At 71.7% G+C, this 22,117-nt stretch carries 16 protein-coding genes, 1 tRNA gene and 1 pseudogene; 11 read left to right on the top strand and 7 right to left on the bottom strand.

Going from position 1 to position 22,117, the window contains the following annotated elements; genetic code table 11:
* Positions 1–5: 5 nt before the first annotated feature.
* A complete protein-coding gene (cysS, locus tag IE168_RS06780; protein WP_189496558.1) occupies positions 6–1,451 on the bottom strand; it encodes a cysteine--tRNA ligase in 1,446 nt (481 codons plus the stop codon).
* Positions 1,452–1,553: 102 nt separating this feature from the next.
* Between cysS and IE168_RS06775 the strand changes: the two genes are divergently transcribed.
* The 8 genes from IE168_RS06775 to IE168_RS06740 all read left to right on the top strand — a co-directional run bounded on the left by IE168_RS06775 (position 1,554) and on the right by IE168_RS06740 (position 10,831).
* Complete coding sequence (locus IE168_RS06775) at positions 1,554–2,033, top strand: glycine zipper 2TM domain-containing protein (RefSeq protein ID WP_189496556.1); 480 nt, start codon at positions 1,554–1,556, stop codon at positions 2,031–2,033.
* A 242-nt stretch (positions 2,034–2,275) separates the two neighbouring features.
* Positions 2,276–3,292 (top strand): N-acetylornithine carbamoyltransferase, encoded by a 1,017-nt coding sequence (locus tag IE168_RS06770; protein ID WP_189496554.1) that lies wholly within the window; start codon positions 2,276–2,278, stop codon positions 3,290–3,292.
* Between the two features lie 152 nt (positions 3,293–3,444).
* Positions 3,445–4,653 (top strand): argininosuccinate synthase, encoded by a 1,209-nt coding sequence (locus IE168_RS06765; RefSeq protein ID WP_189496552.1) that lies wholly within the window; start codon positions 3,445–3,447, stop codon positions 4,651–4,653.
* A gap of 26 nt (positions 4,654–4,679) precedes the next feature.
* Positions 4,680–5,786, top strand: coding sequence for an acetylornithine deacetylase (locus IE168_RS06760; RefSeq protein WP_189496916.1), 1,107 nt, complete (start codon positions 4,680–4,682; stop codon positions 5,784–5,786).
* Positions 5,787–5,984: 198 nt separating this feature from the next.
* Positions 5,985–7,322, top strand: a complete 1,338-nt coding sequence (locus IE168_RS06755) for an acetylglutamate kinase (protein WP_189496550.1) — start codon at positions 5,985–5,987, stop codon at positions 7,320–7,322.
* Positions 7,319–8,329: an N-acetyl-gamma-glutamyl-phosphate reductase gene (gene argC / locus IE168_RS06750; protein ID WP_189496548.1), complete on the top strand. Its 1,011-nt coding sequence runs from the start codon at positions 7,319–7,321 to the stop codon at positions 8,327–8,329. The genes IE168_RS06755 and argC overlap by 4 nt, the downstream gene beginning before the upstream one ends.
* A gap of 120 nt (positions 8,330–8,449) precedes the next feature.
* Complete coding sequence (argH, locus tag IE168_RS06745; RefSeq protein WP_189496546.1) at positions 8,450–9,745, top strand: argininosuccinate lyase; 1,296 nt, start codon at positions 8,450–8,452, stop codon at positions 9,743–9,745.
* Positions 9,746–9,844: 99 nt separating this feature from the next.
* On the top strand, positions 9,845–10,831 hold the full coding sequence (locus IE168_RS06740) for a magnesium transporter CorA family protein (RefSeq protein ID WP_189496544.1): 987 nt from the start codon (positions 9,845–9,847) through the stop codon (positions 10,829–10,831).
* Between the two features lie 30 nt (positions 10,832–10,861).
* Here IE168_RS06740 and pgaD read toward each other — a convergent pair whose 3' ends face one another.
* The 6 genes from pgaD to IE168_RS06710 form a co-directional block, all read right to left on the bottom strand.
* On the bottom strand, positions 10,862–11,302 hold the full coding sequence (gene pgaD, locus IE168_RS06735) for a poly-beta-1,6-N-acetyl-D-glucosamine biosynthesis protein PgaD (protein ID WP_189496542.1): 441 nt from the start codon (positions 11,300–11,302) through the stop codon (positions 10,862–10,864).
* On the bottom strand, positions 11,299–12,561 hold the full coding sequence (gene pgaC / locus IE168_RS06730; RefSeq protein WP_189496540.1) for a poly-beta-1,6-N-acetyl-D-glucosamine synthase: 1,263 nt from the start codon (positions 12,559–12,561) through the stop codon (positions 11,299–11,301). The genes pgaD and pgaC overlap by 4 nt, the downstream gene beginning before the upstream one ends.
* Positions 12,558–14,444, bottom strand: a complete 1,887-nt coding sequence (gene pgaB, locus IE168_RS06725) for a poly-beta-1,6-N-acetyl-D-glucosamine N-deacetylase PgaB (protein WP_189496537.1) — start codon at positions 14,442–14,444, stop codon at positions 12,558–12,560. The genes pgaC and pgaB overlap by 4 nt, the downstream gene beginning before the upstream one ends.
* Positions 14,441–16,528: a tetratricopeptide repeat protein gene (locus tag IE168_RS06720; RefSeq protein WP_189496535.1), complete on the bottom strand. Its 2,088-nt coding sequence runs from the start codon at positions 16,526–16,528 to the stop codon at positions 14,441–14,443. The genes pgaB and IE168_RS06720 overlap by 4 nt, the downstream gene beginning before the upstream one ends.
* Before the next feature lie 136 nt (positions 16,529–16,664).
* The gene (locus IE168_RS06715; protein ID WP_189496533.1) at positions 16,665–17,963 is read right to left on the bottom strand and encodes an MFS transporter; all 1,299 of its coding nucleotides are present in this window, start codon (positions 17,961–17,963) and stop codon (positions 16,665–16,667) included.
* 86 nt (positions 17,964–18,049) lie between these two features.
* Positions 18,050–18,126 (bottom strand) — tRNA-Pro (locus tag IE168_RS06710).
* A 133-nt stretch (positions 18,127–18,259) separates the two neighbouring features.
* Between IE168_RS06710 and hisS the strand changes: the two are divergent.
* The 3 genes and pseudogenes from hisS to IE168_RS06695 form a co-directional block, all read left to right on the top strand.
* Positions 18,260–19,606, top strand: a pseudogene (gene hisS, locus IE168_RS06705) (histidine--tRNA ligase); the annotation flags it as partial.
* Between the two features lie 125 nt (positions 19,607–19,731).
* The gene (locus IE168_RS06700; protein ID WP_189496529.1) at positions 19,732–21,633 is read left to right on the top strand and encodes an HAL/PAL/TAL family ammonia-lyase; all 1,902 of its coding nucleotides are present in this window, start codon (positions 19,732–19,734) and stop codon (positions 21,631–21,633) included.
* Positions 21,630–22,001, top strand: a complete 372-nt coding sequence (locus IE168_RS06695; protein WP_189496527.1) for a hypothetical protein — start codon at positions 21,630–21,632, stop codon at positions 21,999–22,001. Before IE168_RS06700 ends, IE168_RS06695 begins: the two co-directional genes overlap by 4 nt.
* The last annotated feature ends 116 nt before the right edge of the window (positions 22,002–22,117 follow it).

Raw genomic sequence — 22,117 nt, 5'->3', positions numbered from 1 at the left:
GGGTGTCAGCCTCGCTTCCAGCGCACGCCCTGCGGCGTGTCTTCGAGCAGCACGCCTTCGGCGGCGAGCTGCTCACGGATGGCGTCGGCGCGGGCGAAGTCGCGGGCCTGCTTGGCCGCGGCGCGCTCCTCGACCAGGGCCTGGATGCGGGCGTCGTCGTCGCCCGACGCGCCCCGGCCGAACCACGCCGCGGGAGCCTGCTGCAGCAGGCCGAGCGCGCGGCCGCCCGCGCGCAGGCTGGCGGCCAGCGTGGCCAGCGCCTGCAGCGGGCCGGTGCCGGAGGCTTCGCCCTGGGCGATCGCATTGCGCAGCACGCGCGCGTTGCCGGCGATCGACGCCAGCTCGGCCAGCGCCTGCGGGGTGTTGAGGTCGTCGTCGAGCGCGGCTTCGATGGCGTCGGGGATCGCGGCGTCCGCGGAGGCGACGGCCGCACCGTCCGCAGTCGCACCGTGCTGTGCCAGCAATGCGTCGACGTCGCGCAGCGTGCCGTACAGCCGGTCCAGGGTGCGCACGCTCTGTTCGACCAGGGCGTCCGACCAGTCCAGCGGCTGGCGGTAGTGCGCCGACATCAGCGCGTGGCGCAGCGCCTCGGGCGGGTGCTTGCGCACCAGGTCGTGCACCTTCTCGATGTTGCCCAGCGACTTCGACATCTTGGCGCCGCCGAAGTTGAGCATGCCGTTGTGCAGCCAGAAGCGCGCGAAGGGCGCGCCGCCGTGGGCGCACTCGCTCTGCGCGATCTCGTTCTCGTGGTGCGGGAACTGCAGGTCGACGCCGCCGGCGTGGATGTCGATGGTTTCGCCGAGGTGGGCGGCGGCCATGGCCGAGCACTCGATGTGCCAGCCCGGCCGGCCGCGGCCCCAGGGCGAGTCCCAGCCGGGCAGGTCGCCGGTGGAGGGCTTCCAGAGCACGAAGTCGCCGGGATCGCGCTTGTAGGGCGCGACGTCCACGCGTGCGCCGGCCAGCATGTCCTCCAGCGCGCGGCGCGAGAGCTTGCCGTAGCCGTCGAAGCTGGCTACGGCGAACAGCACGTGGCCTTCCGCGGCGTAGGCGTGGCCGCTTTCGACCAGCCGTTCGATCATGGCGATGATCTCGGCGATGTGGGCGGTGGCCTCGGGCTCGATGTCCGGCGGCGCCACGCCCAGCGCGGCCATGTCCTCGCGGTAAGCGGCGGCGAAGCGGTCGGTGATCGCCGAGATCGGCACGCCCTGCGCGGCGGCGGCGGCGTTGATCTTGTCGTCGACGTCGGTGATGTTGCGCGCGTAGGCCAGCGCGCCGAAGCGCCGGCGCAGCAGTGCGGCCAGCACGTCGAACACCACCGGGCCGCGTGCGTTGCCGATGTGCACGTAGTTGTAGACCGTGGGGCCGCAGACGTACATCGTCGTGCGCGCGGGGTCACGGGGCTGGAAGTCCTCCACCCGGCGGGTGAGGCTGTTGAAGAGTCTGAGGGTCATGCCTTGGGGCCACTGGGCAGGCCGTCGATTCTACCGGCGGGGGCGCGTGACAGCCACGATTCAGCCCTTTGCGGCGGCCAGCGCCTACACTCCCGGATCGCCATGCATTCCTTCCTGTCCGCCAAGCGGTGGCTGCCGCTCCTCCTGGCTCCGTCGCTGGCGGCGGCACCGGCGTGGGCCCAGCACACGGTCATCCAGGCGGAGAACGTGCGCTACGAGTATGCGCAGGTGCTGCGCGCCGAACCGGTGTACCAGACGCTGCGCGCCACCAGCATGGTCGAACGCTGCGAGCAGTCGTCGATGGTCGCGCCCGAGCAGGGCGAGGAGCGGCGCGGGCTGTCGCGCGTCGTCGGCGCGGTGCGCGACGTGCTGACGCCGGGCCGCGGGAACCAGGCCGCCGAAGGCGACGAGGACTGCCGCATGGTGCCGGTGGAGCGCGAGTTCCGGCGTCCCATCGCCTACGACGTGGATTACGTGGTGCGGGGGGTGAAGTACCGCTCCCGCCTTCCGAACGACCCCGGCAACCGGCTGCGGGTCAAGGTTGCGGTCACCCCCGTGGTGCCCGGCGGCGGCGCCGAGTGAGCCGGGCCGCCGGCCGCTTGCGGGCCGCCGTGGCCCATGGGAAGATTGCCGCGATGCAACACGCCTGCGCCACCGTCCACGGTCTGCTGACCTCCGCCTACATGGCGGCAGGCATGACCTCGCGCGCGCGCCGACCGGAAGCCCACCTTTCCCTGGGTTAGGACCGGACTGCGCCTGTATTCCGTTCTTCCGAAGCCCGGCCCGCGCCGGGTTTTTTTGTTTCCGATTCCACGGATCACGTCATGACCACCACGCCGCAGCACTTCCTCAACACCCAGGACTGGTCCCGGGCCCAGCTTGACGCCGTGCTCGCCGAGGCCGCGCGCCTGAAGCGCGACCCGCTCGGCGATGCGCTGAAGGGCAAGTCCATCGCCCTGGTGTTCTTCAATCCGTCGATGCGCACGCGCACCAGCTTCGAGCTGGGCGCCTTCCAGCTGGGCGCGCACGCGGTGGTGCTGCAGCCGGGCAAGGACGCCTGGCCGATCGAGTTCGAGCTGGGCACGGTGATGGACGGTGAGGCCGAGGAGCACATCGCCGAGGTCGCGCGCGTGCTCAGCCAGTATGTCGACATGATCGGCGTGCGCGCCTTCCCGAAGTTCGTCGACTGGTCCGTCGACCGCGAGGACCGGGTGCTGAAGGGCTTCGCGAAGTACGCCACGGTGCCGGTGATCAACATGGAGACCATCACCCACCCCTGCCAGGAGCTGGCGCACGCGCTGGCGCTGCAGGAGCATTTCGGCAGCAGCGACCTGCGCGGGAAGAAGTACGTGCTGACCTGGACCTACCACCCGAAGCCGCTCAACACCGCGGTGGCGAACTCGGCGCTGACCATCGCCACGCGGATGGGCATGGACGTGACCCTGCTGTGCCCGACGCCGGAGTACGTGCTCGACGAGCGCTACATGGACTGGGCGCGCGACAACGTCGCCGAAAGCGGCGGCTCGCTGACCGTCAGCCACGACATCGACAGTGCCTACGCCGGCGCCGACGTGGTCTATGCCAAGAGCTGGGGCGCGCTGCCGTACTTCGGCAACTGGGGCCCGGAGAAGCCGATCCGCGACCAGTACCGGCATTACATGGTCGACGAGGCCAAGATGGCGCTGACCAACGACGGCGTCTTCAGCCACTGCCTGCCGCTGCGCCGCAACGTCAAGGCCAGCGACGCGGTGATGGACTCACCGCGCTGCATCGCCGTGCAGGAGGCCGGCAACCGCCTGCACGTGCAGAAGGCGGTGATGAAGGCGCTGGCCGGGCGCTGAGTTCCCGGCGTCCATTCCTTTCCCGTCACCCCGTCACCCCCCTGTAGGAGCAGCTACAGCTGCGACCGCTCCTCCGACGCCGTCCTGCTCTTGTGGTCGCAGCTATAGCTGCTCCTACAGGCGATTGCAGGCGATTTCCAGAGAACCCAGACATGAACGCTGCATCCGAATCCAAAGACATCGTGCTCGCATTCTCCGGCGGGCTGGACACCAGCTTCTGCGTGCCGTGGCTGATGGAGCGCGGCTGGGCCGTGCACACCGTGTTCGCCGACACGGGCGGCGTCAGCGCGGCCGAGCGCGAGACGATCGAGGCACGCGCCGCCGAGCTGGGCGTGGCCAGCCACCTCACCATCGACGGCGGCCCTGCGATCTGGGAGGGCTTCGTGAAGCCCTTCATCCACGCCGGCGAGGCCTACCAGGGCCAGTACCCGCTGCTGGTCTCCGACCGCTATCTGATCGTCGACGCCGCGCTCGCGAGGGCGAAAGACCTGGGCACCAACGCGATCGCGCATGGCTGCACCGGCATGGGCAACGACCAGGTGCGCTTCGACCTGGCGGTGAAGGCCAGCGGCGACTACCGCATCGTGGCGCCGATCCGCGAGATCCAGAAGGAGCACACCCAGACCCGCGCCTACGAGCAGGCCTACCTGGAAGAACGCGGCTTCGGCGTGCAGTCGAAGCAGAAGGCCTACACCATCAACGAGAACCTGCTCGGCATCACCATGTCCGGCGGCGAGATCGACCGCTGGGAAGCCCCGGGCGAGGGCGCGCGCGGCTGGTGCGCGCCGCGCAGCGCCTGGCCGGTCGAGCCGCTGCAGGTTTCGCTGCGCTTCGTCGAGGGCGAGGCGGTGGCGCTGGACGGCGAGGCGATGCCGGGCGCGAAGCTGCTGGCGCGGCTGAACACCATGTTCGCCGCCTACGGCGTCGGCCGCGGCATGTACACCGGCGACACCACCATCGGCTTGAAGGGCCGCATCGTGTACGAAGCGCCGGGCCTCACCGCGCTGCTGGCCGCGCACCGCGCGCTGGAGGAGGCGGTGCTGTCCAAGCAGCAGAACCGCTTCAAGCCCGAAATCGGCCGCAAGTGGGTGGAGCTGGTGTACGAGGGCTTCTACCACGACCCGCTGAAGACCGACCTGGAAGCCTTCCTCGCCTCCTCGCAGCGCATGGTCAACGGCGAGGTGGTGCTGGAGACCCGCGGCGGCCGCGTCGACGCGGTGGCCGTGCGTTCGCCGCACATCCTCAACGCCAGCGGCGCGACCTACGCGCAGTCGGCCGACTGGGGCGTGGAGGAGGCCGAGGGCTTCATCAAGCTGTTCGGCATGAGCAGCACCCTGTGGGCGGAAATCAACAAGTCGTGAGCACGGGTGCGGCCAATGGCGGGGTACTGCTGGATGCGGTGCTGAAGCACCTGGCGGCGCTGGTGGGCTTCGACACCCGCAACCCGCCGCGTGCGATCGGTACCGATGGCATCTTCGACTACATCCGCGCCCAGCTGCCGGACTTTGAAGTCACCGTGACCGACCACGGCGCCGGCGCGGTGTCGCTGTTCGCGCGCCGTGGGAATCCCGCGCGGCTGTTCAACGTGCACCTGGATACGGTGCCGGATTCGCCGGCCTGGAGCGCGGATCCGCACCTGCTGCGCGTCACCGGCGACCGCGCCATCGGCCTCGGTGCCTGCGACATCAAGGGTGCGGCCGCGGCCCTGATCGCCGCCGCGCAGGCGGTCGAAGGCGACGCCGCCTTCCTCTTCAGCAGCGACGAAGAGGCCAACGACCCGCGCTGCATTGCCGCCTTCCTGGCCAGCGACCACGGCTTCCGCCAGGTGCTGGTGGCCGAGCCCACCGGCTGCGAAGCCGTGCTCGCGCACCGCGGCATCGCCGCCGTGCAGCTGCGCTTCCACGGCGAGGCCGGCCACGCTTCCGGCGCGCAGGCGCTGTCGGCCAGCGCCGTGCACAAGGCCATGCGCTGGGGCGTCGATGCGCTGGCGCTGGCCGAAAGCGAAGCCCACCAGCGCTTCGGCGGCCTGACCGGCCTGCGCTTCAACATCGGCCGCGTCGAGGGCGGCATCAAGGCCAACGTGATCGCCCCGGCGGCCGAAGTCCGCTTCGGCTTCCGCCCGCTCCCGTCGCACGACGTCGGCGACCTGCACGCCCGCTTCGCCGCCCTGGCGCCCGAAGGCAGCGACTACACCGCCACCTTCCACGGCCCCGCGCTCCCGGCCGGCGACACCGCCGCCGCAGAGGACCGCCGCCTCGCCGCCCGCGACCTGGCCGAAGCCCTGGAGCTGCCGATCGGCAACGCCGTCGACTTCTGGACCGAAGCCTCGCTGTTCTCCGCCGCCGGCCTCGACGCCATCGTCTACGGCCCCGGCGACATCGCCCAGGCCCACACCGCCGACGAATGGGTGGCCCTGGAGCAGCTCCAGCGCTATGCCGATTCGGTGGCGCGGGTCATCAAAAGCAAGAGATCTGCCACTGATGAACGCGGATGACGCGGATCCAGCCGAGGCAAGTCCGATGCGAAAGATCTGATTGAAAGAAGAATGTTGTGCCTGTGCGCGGCGCTGGCGCTCGCCTCAGCCAGATCCGCGTGATCCGCGCAAATCCGTGGCCAAAAAAGCTGTTGCTCTATCCGTGCAAATCCGCGTTCATCCGTGGCAAAAACAAAAGCAACCTACGAAGCAAAGACCATGCAAGCACATGCGCAGACACGCCAGACCATCGTCCGACTGCTTTCGAGCATGGGCAGTGCGAAGGAGATCAGCCAATACCTGAAGCGGTTCTCGCAGCTGGACGCCAAGCGCTTCGCCGTGGTCAAGGTCGGCGGCGCGGTGCTGCGCGACGACCTCGAGGCGCTGACCTCGTCGCTGGCCTTCCTGCAGCAGGTCGGGCTGACGCCGATCGTGGTGCACGGCGCCGGGCCGCAGCTCGACGAGGCCATGCAGGAGGCGGGCATCGCCAAGCGCACCGTCGACAACCTGCGCTACACCGACCCCGAGGGCCTGGCCATCGTGCGCCGGGTGATGCGGCAGCAGAACCTGCGCCTGGTCGAGGCGCTGCAGGTGGAAGGCGTGCGCGCAACCTCGATCCAGTCCGGCGTGTTCGAGTGCCGGTTCCTCGACCGTGACCGCTACGGCCTGGTGGGGCAGGTGGTGCGCGTGGACACCGACGGCATCGGCGCGGCGATCAAGGCCGGCTCGATCCCGGTGATCACTTCGCTGGGCGAGACCGCCGACGGCCAGATCGTCAACGTCAACGCCGACTGGGCCGCCAACGAGCTGATCAAGACGCTGCAGCCCTACAAGATCGTCTTCCTCACCGGCACCGGCGGCCTCCTCGGGCCCGACGGCCGGGTGATCGACTCGATCAACCTCAGCACCGAGTACGACGACCTGATGGCGCAGCCCTGGCTGCACTCGGGCATGCGGGTCAAGATCGAACAGGTGCACGACCTGCTGATGGCGCTGCCGCCGTCGTCGTCGGTGTCGATCACCAGGCCCGACCAGCTCGCCCGCGAGCTGTTCACGCACAAGGGCTCGGGCACCCTGGTGCGCCGGGGCGAACGCGTGCTGCGGGCCACGTCCTGGGACGCGCTCGACCTGCCGCGGCTGCGCACGCTGGTGGAGTCGGCCTTCGGGCGCGCGCTGCTGCCCGACTACTTCGAACGCACGCCGCTGCTGCGCGCCTATGTCAGCGAGAACTACCGCACCGCGGTGATCCTCACCGAGGTCGACGGCGTTCCCTACCTGGACAAGTTCGCGGTGCTTGACGATGCCCAGGGCGAAGGCCTGGGGCGCGCGGTGTGGCAGGTGATGCGCGAGGATACGCCGACGCTGTTCTGGCGCTCGCGCCACGGCAACGGCGTCAACGCCTTCTACCACTCGGAATCCGAGGGCTGCTTCCGCCAGGCGGCCTGGCGGGTGTTCTGGTACGGCATGGACGGCTTCCCGGCGATCGAGCGCGCGGTGGCGCACTGCGCCGAGCGGCCGGCCACGCTGGCCGATCCAGTGGAGGAGGCGAAGGCATGAAGAAGACCGTCGGCATCGTCGGCGCGCGCGGGCACACTGGCGCGGAGCTGATCCGGCTGCTGGCCGGGCATCCCGGCTTCGAACTGGCCGCGGTGTCCTCGCGCGAGCTCGACGGCCAGCGCGTGGCCGACCACGTGCCCGAGTACCGCGGCGGGCTGCGCTACCGCAGCCTCGCGCATGACGACCTGGCCGACCTGGGCCTGGACGCCTGGGTGCTGGCGCTGCCGAACGGCAAGTCGGAGGCGTGCATCACCTCGCTGGCCGCAGCGGACGGCTCCGTCGAGCCGGCCGCGGACGTTGCCGCGGCACCGCCGGCGGGGCCGGTGATCGTCGACCTGTCCGCCGACCACCGCTTCGACGGCGACTGGTACTACGGCCTGCCCGAGCTCACGCGCGGCGGCTACACGGGCCAGCGCCGCATCGCCAACCCCGGCTGCTATGCCAGCGCCATGCAGCTGGCGCTGGCGCCGATGCTGGGCCTGCTCGACGGCCCGGTGCAGTGCTTCGGCGTATCCGGCTATTCCGGCGCCGGGACCACGCCGTCCGATCGCAACGACGCCGACAAGCTGCGCGACAACCTCATGCCCTACGCGCTGGCCGGCCACGTGCACGAGCGCGAGGTCACCCGCCACCTCGGCCACGACGTGGAGTTCATGCCGCACGTCGCTCCGCATTTCCGCGGCATCACCCTGACCGCGAACATGCACCTGTACGAGCCGGTGACGGCCGAGGCGGTGGAGGCGGCGTACCGCGCGCGCTACGAGCACGAACCGCTGGTGCGCGTGAGCACCGAAGCGCCCTGGGTGAGCCGCATCGCCGGCAGGCACGGCGTGGAGATCGGCGGCTTCACGGTGTCGGAGGACGGCCGCCGCCTGGTCGTCGTCGCCACCCTCGACAACCTGCTCAAGGGCGCGGCGACGCAGGCGCTGCAGAACCTCAACCTCGCGTTCGGCTACCCCGAGATCGAAGGCATTCCCTCCGATTCAGCGCCCACACCCACCCTGTAGGAGCGGCTACAGCCGCGACCGGATCCTGCGCAAGGCTACATCGGTCGCGGCTGTAGCCGCTCCTGCAGGGAGAGGGCTGCGGCCGCCAGCCCATCACCGACAACCATCCCGGAGACCACCATGTCCGACCTCCTCTGGCAGAAGCCCGGCGTCACCGTCGACGCCGACATCCAGGCCTTCCTGGCCGGCGACGACGTGGTGCTGGACCGCGAGTTCTTCCTGCACGACATCGCCGCCAGTCGCGCGCACGCGGAAGGCCTCGAGCGCATCGGCATCCTCTCCGGCGACGAGCGGTCGGGCATCGCCCGCGAGCTCGACGCGCTGGCCGACGATTTCAGCGCCGGCCGCTTCGTACTCGATGCCCGCTACGAGGACGGCCATTCCGCCATCGAGGCGCGCCTGACCGAGCGCCTGGGCGACGCCGGCCGCCGCATCCACACCGGCCGCAGCCGCAACGACCAGGTACTGGTGGCCACCCGCCTGTGGCTGAAGGAACAGCTGGCGCGCACCCGGGCGCTGTGCGTCGAGATCGCGGGCATCGCGCTCGAACGCGCGCAGGCCGAAGCCGACGTGCCGCTGCCGGGCTACACCCACCTGCAGCGCGCCGTGGTGAGCTCGCTGGGCATGTGGTGGGCGGCGTGGGCCGAGGGCTTCATCGACAACGCCGCGCGCGCCGCCGACACGCTCGCCTGGGTCGACGCCAACCCGCTCGGCAGCGCCGCCGGCTACGGCGTCAACCTGCCGCTGGAGCGCGACCACACCACCGCCGCGCTGGGCTTCGGCCGCCTGCAGCTGGCCGCGACCTACGCGCAGCTTTCGCGCGGCAAGTTCGAAATGGCCGCGCTCGAGGCCCTGTCCAGCGCGATGCTGGACCTGCGCCGCCTGGCCTGGGACCTCAGCCTGTTCACCTCGAGCGAGTACGGCTTCGCGACGCTGCCGGCGCAGTACACCACCGGCAGCTCGATCATGCCCAACAAGCGCAACCCCGACGTCATCGAACTGATGCGCGCGACCTACGCCAGCGTCGCCGCCGCGCGCTGCGAGATCGAACAGCTGCTGTCGCTGCCCTCGGGCTACCACCGCGACCTGCAGGTCTCGAAGGGCGCGCTGTTCCACGGCTTCGGCAAGGGCCTGCAGGCGCTGGCGCTGCTGCCCGACCTGCTTCGTAACCTCGACTGGGACATCGCGCGCATGCGCGCCGCGCTGGAGCCGTCGATGTATGCCACCGACCTCGCGGTGGACATGGCGCGCGAAGGCGTGCCCTTCCGCGAGGCCTACCGCCAGGCGGCTGATCCGGTGCGCTGGGCGGAAGGCGATCCGGCGGCGAGCCTGGCGGCGCGCACCTCGCCGGGTGCGGCCGGTGCGCTGCGCCTGGACGCGCTGGCCGCGCGCCTGCACGCCCTGGCGCCGCCCTGAGCCCGCGGCGCCAGGCGTTTCCGCGACCGTCACGGCCGGGCTTCACCGGGGCCGCATGCCCGCGCGGGTAGCGTCGGCCACCGGTTCCGGCAGGCGGCGATGGCCAAGACTTCCGACATTCCCCCGTTCTTCGCGCGGCTGTTCCGGCAGGGTGAACCGCAGGACGTGGCGCTGGAGTCGCTCGGCGGCGAACCCGGCGAGCAGGCGCTGCTCTGGATCGACCTCGCCGATCCTTCCGAGGAGCTCATCGACCGGGTCTGGGCGCAGTGCGGCTTCCCGAACGCCGCGCGCCGGTTCCTGGACGCGGGAACCACGCCCGAGGTCGCGCAGGAGGGCGAGTGGCTCTGGGTGCGCAGCGTGGCGGTGGTCGAGGACGGCGCGGCGAAGGAGGACGTCGCCGGCGCGGTGCTGGTCTGCGTGGCCGGCTGCAACCGCGTGCTGTCGTTCCGGCGGCGCGGGATTCCCTTCCTCGATGCGATGCGCAACGGCGAAGGACAGCGCGCCGCGCTGGGTCGCCTCGACGCCGAGAGCTTCGTCACCACGCTGCTCGACCGCCAGCTGTCGACCTATTTCGAGGCGGTGGGCGACTACGAGAACGCGATCGAACGGCTGGAGGTGTCCATCCTCGACCGCAGCGAGCGCCGCTGCCTGCCCGAGCTGCAGCGCCTGCGCAAGTGGTCGTCGCGGCTGCGGCGCATGCTGGCCCCGCACCGCAACGTCTTCGGCGTGATGTCGCGGCCGGACTTCCGGCCCGACGATGGTCATTCGGCCGACCGCCACTTCGTCGCGCTCGACACCCGCTTCGAGCGCGCCATGGACGTGGTCGAGAACGCGCGCGAGCTGGTGATCGGCAGCTTCGAACTCTTCAGCAACCAGACCGCGCTGCGCACCAACGACTTCATGCGCGTGCTGACCTTCGTCACCGTGATCACCGGCGTGCTGGCGACCGTGGTCGGCGCGCTGGGCATGAACTTCCAGGCCGACCTGTTCGGCACCCGCGACATGGGCTTCTGGACGGTGGTAGCGGGGCTGGCGGCGCTGGCGCTCGCATCGCTGCTGCTCGGCAGGTGGCGCGGCTGGTTCTAGCGTCCCGCTCGGCGCAGATGGCGGCCGGCGTCAATCACCGCTGCAGGCCGCGAGCGGGAAGGCATCATCATCCAGCGCGACCTGCACGATGCGCCCCTGCTGCAGACGGTGCGCCAGGGCGTCGCTCGCGCGCAGCGCACGGCGTACCGCGGCCTCGTCGATCGCGGCGCGGCGCCGGCGCCGGTCCTCGCGCGCGAAGCGCATGCGGTTGTACTCCGCCCAGCCGATCAGCACCGCCGCGCAGCCCAGCGCAATCAATGGCAGCGACAGCAGCAGGAACAGGTCGGCGCCGTTCTCGTCGAGGTACAGGCGCAGCCATGCGGTACGGATTCCGGCCAGCCACGCGAGCGCCGTGACCACCGGCGCCCACAGCCAGGCGTACACCGCCCAGGCCGCCGCGGTCATCGCGCCCGCTGCCAGTCGCCGGCGCGGCGGTCGCGCACGCCGGTGGTCGAGGTCGGGCCGGATCATGCGGCGCTCCCGCGGTCGGGACTGATCCAGCCGGCGCGCACGCCACGGCGGCGGAACAGGGTGCGCGGGACCGCGACCACGGCGGTGAGCATGCCGATGGTCCAGAACGCCACCGGATACCAGATCACCCAGTAGAAGTGCCGCGCCAGCCCGTGTTCGTAGCGGCGCTCGACCACCAGGCCGGTCGCGAACTGCAGCATGCACACGATGCCGAGCACCACGCCGTGCCAGCGCGGCAGCAGGGTGTCCACGTGCAGTGCCGACGGCAGTGCGATGAACTTTGCGGCGGCCCACAGCACGATGATCGCCAGCATCGCGTAGGCCCAGACCAGGCTCAGCAGGTACTCCGCCAGCACGCCCCACATGCGTCGGTGACGCCAGCCCAGCACGCCGGCGCCATGGCCCAGCAGCACCTCCACGCCGCCGCAGGCCCAGCGCAGGCGCTGCGACCAGAGCCCGCGCAGGGTTTCGGGCATCAGGATCCAGCACAGCGCGTTGGGTTCGTAGCGGATGTCCCAGCCGGCCAGCTGCAGCCGCCAGGAGATGTCGATGTCCTCGGTGACCATGCGGTCGGACCAGTAGCCGACGTCGTGCAGCGCGGTGCGCCGGAACGCGCAGATCACGCCGGAGACCGTGAACAGGCGGCCGTAGGTCCGCTGCGCGCGCTTGATCAGGCCGATGATCGCGGAAAATTCGCCCACCTGCATGCGTCCGAGCAGGGTGGTGCGGTTGCAGATGCGCGGGTTGCCGGTCACCGCGCCCACGCGCGGGCCGGTGGCCAGGTGGCCCACCATCCAGCGCACGGCGTGGGGGTCGAGTGTGGCGTCGGAGTCCACGCAGACGATGTAGTCCGAGGTGGCGGCCAAGGTGCCGATGCGCAGCGCGTTGGCCTTGCCCTGGTTTTCCGCCAGGTGCACCACGCGCAGGCGCGGATGGTCGGGCACCAGGCCGTTGAGGAGCTCGCCGGTGCGGTCGCGGCTACCGTCGTTGACGGCGATGATCTCGAAGTCGGGCCAGGCCTGCGCCGAGAGCGCGAGGATGGTGCCGACGATACAGCTCTGCTCGTTGTAGCAGGGCACCAGGATCGAGACGAAGGGCGTGTCCGGCAGCGGCGGCGGCTGGTCCGGCGGCGGCGCGCGGTGCTCGCGGCGGGCGTAGAAGTAGAGGCCGCCGGTCATCCACAGGAAGGCCATCACGATCGGGTAGTAGAAGGCGAAGTTGAACAGCCACGCGGCGAACGGACCGGTGTCGCCGCTCATTCGGCGCCCTCCGCGTAGGGGAAGCGCCGCGCCGACATCGCCGCGCGCGCGGCGGGCAGCGGCGGGTGGTCGCCGATGAAGTCGTCCGGATACCAGCCGAGGTGGCGCACGCCCGCCGCCTGCAGCGCGCGCACCTGGGCAAGCAGTACCGGTGGCGGGACGCGCCGGCCGCTGCGCCAGTCCACGGTCTGCAGTTCGAACAGGGTGCGCGCCAGGCCGTCCGGGTGCCGGGCCACCGTCTCCACGAGCGCGCGCAGCCAGCGTCCGGGGTCGTCGGTCCCTTCCAGCGCGGGCATCGCCATCAGCGCGGTGTGGTCGTAGGCGGCGAGGAAGGCGTCCAGGTCCTGCGCGAACCAGGCCTCCGACGCGGGTTCGAGCACGGGGCGCGCGAACAGGTTGCGCGCGGTCGCGAGCTTCGGCCGCCAGCGCTCGGCGGCCGCCTTCAGCGCCAGGGTGAAGTCGACCAGCCCGGCGGTGCGGCGCCGCGGGTCGCCGCCGCCGTAGCCGGGCAGCTCGTCGTCGCGCAGGTAGGCGTCGTCGTGGAACAGCAGGCCGTCGAAGGCGGCGTTGCGCGCAAGGTCCTCGTACAGGTCGGAGACCAGGGCCTGCGTGCGCGCGTCGCCTGGATCCAGGCGCGGGATGTCGGCCGGATCGGCGGCGGCGATGCGCAGTTCGCGCTGCAGCCGCGCGTCGGGCAGCACGTAGCCCAGCACCGGCATCCAGGCGTACACGCGCACACCGGCGCGCGTGCGCAGCTGCCAGGCCACGCGGTTGAACAGGTCGGCGCGCACCGGCAGGTGGCGGTTGGGGAAGTACAGGGCGTCGGCGGCGCCATCGCCGTCGGGATCGGCGAAGGCCTGCAGGAACACGTGGCTGGGGCGGACGTCGCGCACGCGCTGCACCAGGGTGTCGAGGTTGCGCGCCTGCTGTTCCGGGTCGGCGTCGTGCACGTGGTCGAGGTCGATCTGCAGCGCGCGCACGCCGTCCAGCGCAAGGTCGCGGCGCAGCTCGCCGGCGAGGTCGCGCACGTCGGGGTTGTCGTGCATCAGCAGGCGCGCGAGGCTGGCCAGCGCGTGCTGTTCGACGCGTGCCTCGCCCTGCAGGCCGAGGTCCGCCTCCTGCGCGCGGCCTTCGAGGTCGAACGAAAGCGGCATGCCCAGCCCGCCGGCGATGGCGTTGGCCTCGTGGCTGTAGGCGGCGTAGGGCCAGACCATCACCCGCGGCGCGGCGCCGGTATGGCGCAGGATCAGGTCGCGGCTGGTGGCGAGGTCGGCATGGATGCGTTGGCGCCAGGCCGCGTCGGACTCGTAGCCGCCGCCGTCCCACAGACGGGTGGTGGCCGCCGGCAGCAGGTTCCCGAACGGATTGCCGGGGACGCCGCGGTGCAGGTCGTGGCTGTGCGAAGCGATCTCGACCAGGCCGCTGTCGCGCATCTCGCGCAGCTGCGCCCAGGTGAGGAAGTCGTCGCGGCCGAAGTCGCGCGCGCCGTAGGCGACGCGGCGGTCCGCGCCCATCTCCATCCAGCCGGTCACCGGGGCGACCAGGGCTGGCCAGCCGTACGCCTTCAGCAGCGGAAACACGTGGGTGTAGGCGCTGCGCAGACCATCGTCGAAGGTCAGCAGCACCGCGCGCCCGGGCAGCGGCTGCAGTCCCGCGCGCGCATCGAGCACCTGCTGCACGCTGACCGGCACGTAGCCGTGCGCGCGCAGCCAGTCCAGGTGCATGGCGAAGTTGGCGGTGGAAACGGCGTAGGGATCCGGATCGCCCTTGGGTGCGACATCGTCGCGGACGTCGTGGTAGCTCAGCACCACCAGCGAGGCGCGCAGCGGCGCCGCCGACAGCGCCAGCCACAGGGTCATCAGCACCAGCGCGAACCGTCTCATGGCGCGGCCCCCCAGCTCAGCACCGCGTCGAAGGCGATGCGCTGTTCGCGCGCGCCGTCGTAGACCGGGCGCGACCAGGCCACGCCGTACTCCAGCGACGGCCCGCGGCCGCTGTCCCAGACGTGCCGGTAGCTGACGGCGGGGGTCCAGTGCGTGCCGTAGCCGCGCTGCCGGTACGGCCCGGCGGTGACCTCCAGCCGCTGGCGGAAGGAGGCCTCGTAGCGTCGCCAGGCGATGTGGTCGACGCCGACGCCGACCCGCATCGACGCGTCGCGCGAAGGATTGAAGTACGCCGCGCGCTCGCCGAGCGAGGCGCGGCCCGCGGCAGCGCCCGCGAGCGCGTCGACCAGCAGGTGCGGTCGGGACATCAACCGCTGGCGCAGGTCGAGGCTGGCCTGGTCGCGGCGATTGCCGTCGTCGTAGCGGTATCGCGCCAGTCCGGCCTGCAACGACGTCAGTTCGTGCGGCGTCCATCGCGCCGAGACCGCGAGGCTGTCGGCGCCGATGCCGTGGCGGCGCGCCTGCATCGACGCCTCCGGATCATCCGCCGCCAGGCGCGCGTCGAAGCGCCAGGCATCGTTCGCGCGCCAGCCGGCTTCGATCGTCCAGGCAGTGCCTTCGCGTCCGTCGTCGTCGCGCTGGCGTGACGCGGTCGCGGCCAGCGCCAGCCGGTCGTGGCGGTACCAGGCGCCGATGCCCGCGCTGCGCAGGCGGGTGCGCTCCGGGTCGAAGTCCACCCGGCTGTCGCGGCCCACGACGCCGAGGCGCAGGCGGTCGGCGAGCAGCGGCGAGCGCAGCTCGACGGTGGTGACGGCATCGCGGCTGCCCATCGGCGCGGGCGATGCCGCGTCGCGCGGCGTGCTGCGCGCCCAGGCGTGCGCGACGACCGCCTGCGGGCCGCGATGGCGCTCCAGGCGCTCGACCAGCCGCTGCTGGCGCGGATCATCCGGCCAGGCTCGCTGCAGGGCGGCCGCCGCGTCGCGCGCCCCGTCGACGCGGTCGAGCGCGAGCAGGGCGTCTGTACGCCCGGCGAGTGCGTCGCGGTCGTCCGGCGCCAGTGCCAGCGCCATGTCGTGCCGCTGCAGCGCGGCGGCGGGCTGCCCGCGGCGCGCATGCACCGTGCCAAGCGCGGCCTGCAGCGGCGCATTGGCCGGGCCCATGGCGACCAGGTCGGACAGCAGGGCTTCGGCGCGGACGTTGTCGTTGGCCTGCGAATGCGCCATCGCCAGGGCGAGGTCGGCCTGGAAACGGTCCCAGTTCTCGTAGGGCTCGAGCGCGCCATCGCGGCGCGGCCACGCCGGCTGACCGGCGGCCACGGCCTCGAACTCCGCAAGCCCCAGGTCGAAGCGCTCGCGTTCCAGCCATGCGTAGCCAAGCAGCACGCGCGCGTCGACGTGGCCGGGCTGGTGCGCGAGGGCCTCCTGCAGCACTGCGATCGCCTCGCGCGGGCGCCGCAGTGCCAGGAACGAATCGCCCACCGTGGGCAGGATGTAGGCGGGAACGTCGATGCCTTCGGCGCGCAGCGCCTGGTAGCCGGCCACGACCTCCTCGTGTCGCTGCAGGTGGTTGAGCGCGTCCAGCGCGTCCACCCGCAGGCGCGTGGCTTCCCAGCGTGTGCGCCGTGGTGTCCCGGACTGCAGCGCGCGCAGCCGCTGCAGGGCGTCGCGCGTCTCGTCCAGGCGCCGCTCGGGTGTCGTCGCCAGGGCTTGGCCCCATCCGATACGGCGGGCGATCGCATCGCCCTCGATGCGCTCGCGCTCGTGGTCGGCGAACAGCGCCGGGCGTTCTGCGACCGCGTCGGCTGCCAGCACCGACGCGCCCAGCTCGGCAAGGCTCAGCGCGCGCAGCCGGAAGGCGTCGTCGTCGTGCGGTGAGTCGCCCAGGCGGCGCTCGGCCGCCAGCAGCGCGGCGGAAGGGTTTCCGGCCTCGTGCAGGTGCGCGAGCCCGTCGCGGGCGGATGCTGTTGGCAGCGCGGACGCCGCTGCGCCATGTGCACGCCCAGGGTCCGCGGCGACAGCGGCGGACGCGGATGAGAACAGCAGCGCGAGGAACAGGAGGCGGGGCGTCGTATTCGATGGCGGCATGTGCGAAAGCGGAAGGAAGGGAATGCACTCAGGCAATCCTTCGCCTCGCGTGTCGGAGACGGAATGTGCCGCGCGAAAAGTTCAGGCGGCGTATACGCGTTCGCCGGTCTTGCACGCGGTGTTCAGATGGCGGACGTCAGCCGCGCGCGCGGACGTCTTCGAGGTACCGCGGCCGGCACGCCTGCCAGGCACCAAGCAGCATCACCACCACGCTCGCCGCCAGCATCGCGAATGGCCAGGCCAGTCCGCCGGTCGTGTCCTTGAGGATGCCGAACAGCAGCGGCCCCAGGCAGGCCAGCGTGTAACCCAGGCCCTGCGTGAACCCGGACAGCGCCGCCGATCCGTCGGGCGTGCGCGTGCGCAGGTTGATCAGGGTCAGGCCCAGCGGGAAGGTGCAGCCGCCGATGCCGACCAGGGTCGCCCACAGCCACGGTGCCGCCATCGGCGCCTGCCACAGGCCGTAGAAACCGGCGAACTGCGCCAGCGCGCAGGCCAGCGCCATCGGGAAGCTGTTGCGCATGCGCACGGCCAGCCCGGGGATGACCAGGCCGCCGAGCAGGCTGAAGCCGGTGTACAGCGCCACCATCGCGCCGCCGAAGGCGGGCGAGGCGCCGGCGTCGGTGAAGATCCGCGGCATCCAGGTGAACATGGCGTAGGTGGCCAGCGAGGTCATGCCGAACATCAGCGCCATGCCCCAGCCCAGCGCGGTGTGCCAGACGCGATGGCGGGTCACCGGCGTGGAATCGAGCCCGGTGGCGCCAGCGGCGGGAATCCCGTCGTCGGGGTCGGGGGCGGACACGTCGGCGCCGGTGTGCGCTGCAGTGGCGGTGGCGCCGGGAGTCTCTCCCAGCCCCCGGCGCAGCAGCACCAGCCAGGGCAGCATCGCCGCCACCGCGGCCAGCGTCCACGAGCCCATCGACAGCCGCCAGCCGAAGGCATCGGCCATCGGCACGGCCATCAGCGCGGCCATGATCGTGCCGCCCTGCAGTGCGGTGATGTAGACCACGCTCAGGGTGCCGACGCGGTGCGGGAACCAGCGCTTCACCAGCGGCGGCAGCACCACGTTGCCGATGCCCATGCCGGCCAGCGATACCAGCGAGGCGCCGATCAGCAGCCAGGTGCCGCCGGCGAGCGAGCGCAGCACCAGGCCGATCGCCGCCAGCGCCATGGCCAGCAGCACGGTGCGTTCGAGCCCGAGGCGGCGGGCGGTCGCGGGCGTGGCGGCGCCGAAGGCCGCGAAGGCCGCGGCCGGCAGCATGCCGATGACGCCGGCCATGGCGGCGCCGAAGCCGAACTCGCGGCCGACGACGTCGAGCAGCGGCGTGATCGAGGTGACCGCGGTGCGCAGGTTGAAGGCGGCGAGCGTGATGCCGGCGAGGGCGAGCAGCCAGCTGCGGGCATGCGTGCCGCCGGCGGGTGTGGGGGAGGCCGGCATGGTCGGTCCTGGCGCCCGGGGCCGCGCGCAAGCTGGGTGCGGAAAGCAAAAAACCGGCCGCGGGGCCGGTTTCTGCGGGTCACCTTTGGTCGGGGAGACAGGATTCGAACCTGCGACCTCTACGTCCCGAACGTAGCGCTCTACCAGACTGAGCTACACCCCGACAGGCGAGCTGCGCATTGTAATGACCCCGGGGCGGGGGAGGCAAGCACCCCGCGCGCAGGCGGCGGCGTGGCGGGTCGCTGCCGCTAGAATGTGCGGCCCACCGCGGCGTCGCCCCGCACCGGAGACCGATCTTGATCAAGCCCCGCACGCCCCCGGGCGTCCTCGAGCTGCTCCCGCGCGAGCAGGTCGCCTTCCAGCGCATGCTCGACACCATCCGCCGCACCTTCGAGGCCTGGGGCTTCCTGCCGGTGGAGACGCCGGTGTTCGAGCTGTCCGAGGTGCTCCTGACCAAGACCGGCGGCGAGACCGAGCGCCAGGTGTATTTCGTGCAGTCCACCGGCGCGCTGGAGAAGGCGGCGGGCGGCGATGCCGGCACGGTGCCCGAAATGGCGCTGCGCTTCGACCTGACCGTGCCGCTGGCGCGCTACGTCGCCGAGCACGAGCACGACCTGGCGTTCCCGTTCCGCCGCTACCAGATGCAGCGTGTCTACCGCGGCGAGCGTGCGCAGCGCGGCCGCTTCCGCGAGTTCTACCAGTGCGACATCGATGTGATCGGCAAGGACACGCTGTCGCCGCGCTTCGAGGCCGAGGTGCCGGCGGTGATCAACGCCGTGTTCGAGGCGCTGGGCATCGGCGAGTTCGTCATCCAGCTCAACCACCGCAAGCTGCTGCGCGGCTTCTTCGCCGGCCAGGGCATCGGCGACGAGGCCCAGCCGCTGGTGCTGCGCGAGATCGACAAGCTCGACAAGCGCGGCGAGGACGCGGTGCGCGCGACGCTGGAAGGCGAGGGCTTCGGCCTGGCGCCGGAGGTGGCCGAGCGGCTGCTGGCGTTCTCGCGCATCCGCTCCGAGGGCCATGACGACGCGCTGGCGAAGCTGGCCGCGCTGGGTCACGGCACGCCGCTGTTCGAGGAAGGCCGCGACGAGCTGCGCGCGCTGCTGGGCATGCTGAAGGCGATGGGCGTGCCGGAGTCTCGCTATGCGATCAACCTGTCGATCGCGCGCGGGCTCGACTACTACACGGGCATGGTCTACGAGACCACGCTGACCGCGAACCCGGCCATCGGTTCGATCTGCTCCGGCGGGCGCTACGACGATCTGGCCGGGCACTACACGAAGTCGAAGCTTCCCGGCGTCGGCATCTCCATCGGCCTGACGCGCCTGTTCTGGCAGCTGCGCGAGGCCGGACTGGTGCAGGCCGCCGAAGGCACGGTCGACGCGCTGGTGGCGCTGTTCGACGACGCCGGCCTGGACGATGCGCTGGCACTCTCGCAGCGACTGCGCGCGGCCGGGCTCAACGTCGAGACCCAGCTGGAAGCGCGCAAGCTCGGCAAGCAGTTCCAGTACGCCGACCGTGCCGGCATCCGCCACGTGGTGGTGCGTGGCGAAGACGAGGTCGCACGCGGCGTGGCCACGGTGAAGGACCTGCGCGGCGGCGAACAGTTCGAGGTGGCGCTGGATGCGCTGGGCGCGGCGCTGCTGACGCGGCGTGGAACCAACGCGCACGCGGAGAGGGGCGAGGGCGCGGCCAGCGCCGGCACGCCCACGCCCACGCTTGGCGGCGCGGTGGCGTCGTCCCGCCCCGATTCCGAAGGAGGCACGCCATGAAGCCGGTCCTGCTCGACGGCCGTTCGCTGACCCGTCCGCAGCTGGTCGCGGTCGCCCACGGCGCGCAGGTGTCGCTGGACGAGGGCGCGCTGCAGGCCGTGGCCCGCGCCGCGGACTTCCTCGCCGAACAGGTGCGCCGCGAGGAGCCCATCTACGGCGTCTCCACCGGCTTCGGCAGCAACGCCGACAAGCTGCTCGGCGCGCATCCGCTGCGCGACGAGGTGCCGGGCGCGGCGCCGTCGGGGCGCTCGCTGCACGCCGAACTGCAGCGCAATCTGGTGATCACCCACGCCGTCTGCGTCGGCGAGCCGATGTCGGCGCCGGTGGTGCGGGCGATGATGTGCATCCGCCTCAACACCCTGCTGCGCGGGCATTCCGGCATCCGCGTGTCCACGCTGCAGGCGATGGCGGCGCTGCTCAACGCCGGCGTGGTGCCGGTGGTGCCGCAGCTGGGCTCGGTCGGCGCCTCGGGCGACCTGGCGCCGCTGTCGCACCTGGCGATCGTGCTGCTGGGCGGCGGCGAGGCTTTCGTCGATGGCGAACGCGTGCCGGGCGCCGATGCGCTGCGCCGAGCCGGACTCGCGCCGGTCGAGCTGTCGTACAAGGAAGGCCTGGCGCTCAACAACGGCACCGCGCAGATGCTGGCGATGGGCGTGCTGGCGCTGGCGAAGCTGGAGGACCTGCTCGACACCGCCGACCTCGCCGCGGCGATGACGCTCGACGCGTTTGCCGGCCGCCTGGGCGCCTATGCCGAGGACGTGCATGCGCTGCGTCCGCATCCGGGTCAGGTGTCCGCCGCCGCGCAGCTGCGCGCGCTGCTGGACGGTTCCACGCTCGCCGACATCGCCTATCACCTGGTGCCGCGCTTCCGGCAGTGGCTGCCGGGCAGCTGGGACGAGGCCGGCGCGCAGGCGCTGCCCTTCGACATCGGCTGGGACTGGGTGCCGGCCGGCCAGCGCCACGGCCGCGAGAAGTTCTACCAGCGCTTCAAGCCCTTCCGCGGCGGCAAGAAGCACCAGCCGCAGGACAGCTATTCATTGCGCTGCGTGCCTCAGGTGCACGGCGCGGTGCGCGATGCCGCGGCCCAGGCCGCGCGCGTGCTCGAGGTCGAGCTCAACGCGGTGACCGACAACCCGCTGGTGTTCCCCGATCGCGCCGCGGAACACGTCGAGGAGCAGGTGATTTCCGCCGGCCACTTCCACGGCATGCCGCTGGCGCTGGCGATGAGCTACCTCAAGGCGGCGATCCCGGTGCTGGCCTCGATCAGCGAGCGCCGGCTGAACAAACTGGTCGACCCCGCCACCAACGACGGCCTGCCGGCCTTCCTGATCGGCAACGAGGACGGCACCGAGTCGGGCTTCATGATCGTGCAGTACACCGCCGCGGCCATCGTCAACGACCTCGCCAGCCGCGCGCATCCGGCCAGCGTGTACTCGGTGCCGACCAGCGCGAATGCGGAAGACCACGTGTCGATGGGCGCCAACGAGGCGCGCCACGTGCTCGCCATGGCCGACGACCTGGGGAAGGTACTGGGCCTGGAGCTCTACACCGCCGCGCAAGCGCTGGACCTGCGCCGCGACATGATCAACGCCGCGCGCGACCTGGCGCGGCGCGGCGATGCGGCGGCGCTGGCGGCCAAGGTGTCGGGTGCGCCGGCTGCGGGTACGCCGGAGCATGCGCGCTTCATGGACGAGGTCGAGGCGCTGCGCGTCGAGCTCGCGGACAGCGAGCCCTTCCATCCCGGCCGCGCCGTCGACGTCGCGCACGCGGTGATCCGCGCCCGAATCGCCGGCATGGATCGCGACCGCGCGATGGACGGCGACGTGGCCGAGGCCTTGCGCCTGGTCGGCGACGGCGTGCTGCTCGCGGCCGTGCGCGACGCGGGGCAGGGCGCTTGAACCTGCCCCTGCACCTGGGCTGGCCGGGTGCGCTGGAGGCGGGCCTGATCGCGCTGGTGGTCGGCCTGCTGGCCTTCGCGCTGTTCCACGCCATCGGCACGCGCGCGCGCTGGCCGCACGGACACGCGATCGGCTGGGCCAGTCTGGTCGCGGTGGCGGTCGGCGCCGGCATCGATGCCTGGCACTTGTTCTACATGGGCGTGGTCAGGCTCGAGTCGCCGGTTTACGCGCGCATCGCGCTGTCGAAGATCCACGATCCGGACGGGCTTGGCATCCGCGTGCTGATGGAAGTCATCGGCGCGCTGGCTGGCGTCGCCTTGGCCTGGCTCATCGCCGAGCGCAAGCGCCACCCCCGCCCCCGCCTGTAGGAGCAGCTACAGCTGCGACCGCTGATCCGCATGGCCGGCCGGTCGCTGTTACGCATGGCAGGCAGGTCGCAGCTATAGCTGCTCCTGCATCCAACCGGCGGTCGCAGCTGCAGCGG

Origin of the sequence: Luteimonas padinae (genome assembly GCF_014652935.1) — a bacterium.
Classification (GTDB): domain Bacteria; phylum Pseudomonadota; class Gammaproteobacteria; order Xanthomonadales; family Xanthomonadaceae; genus Luteimonas; species Luteimonas padinae.
This window is presented reverse-complemented; position numbering and strand designations above follow the sequence as displayed.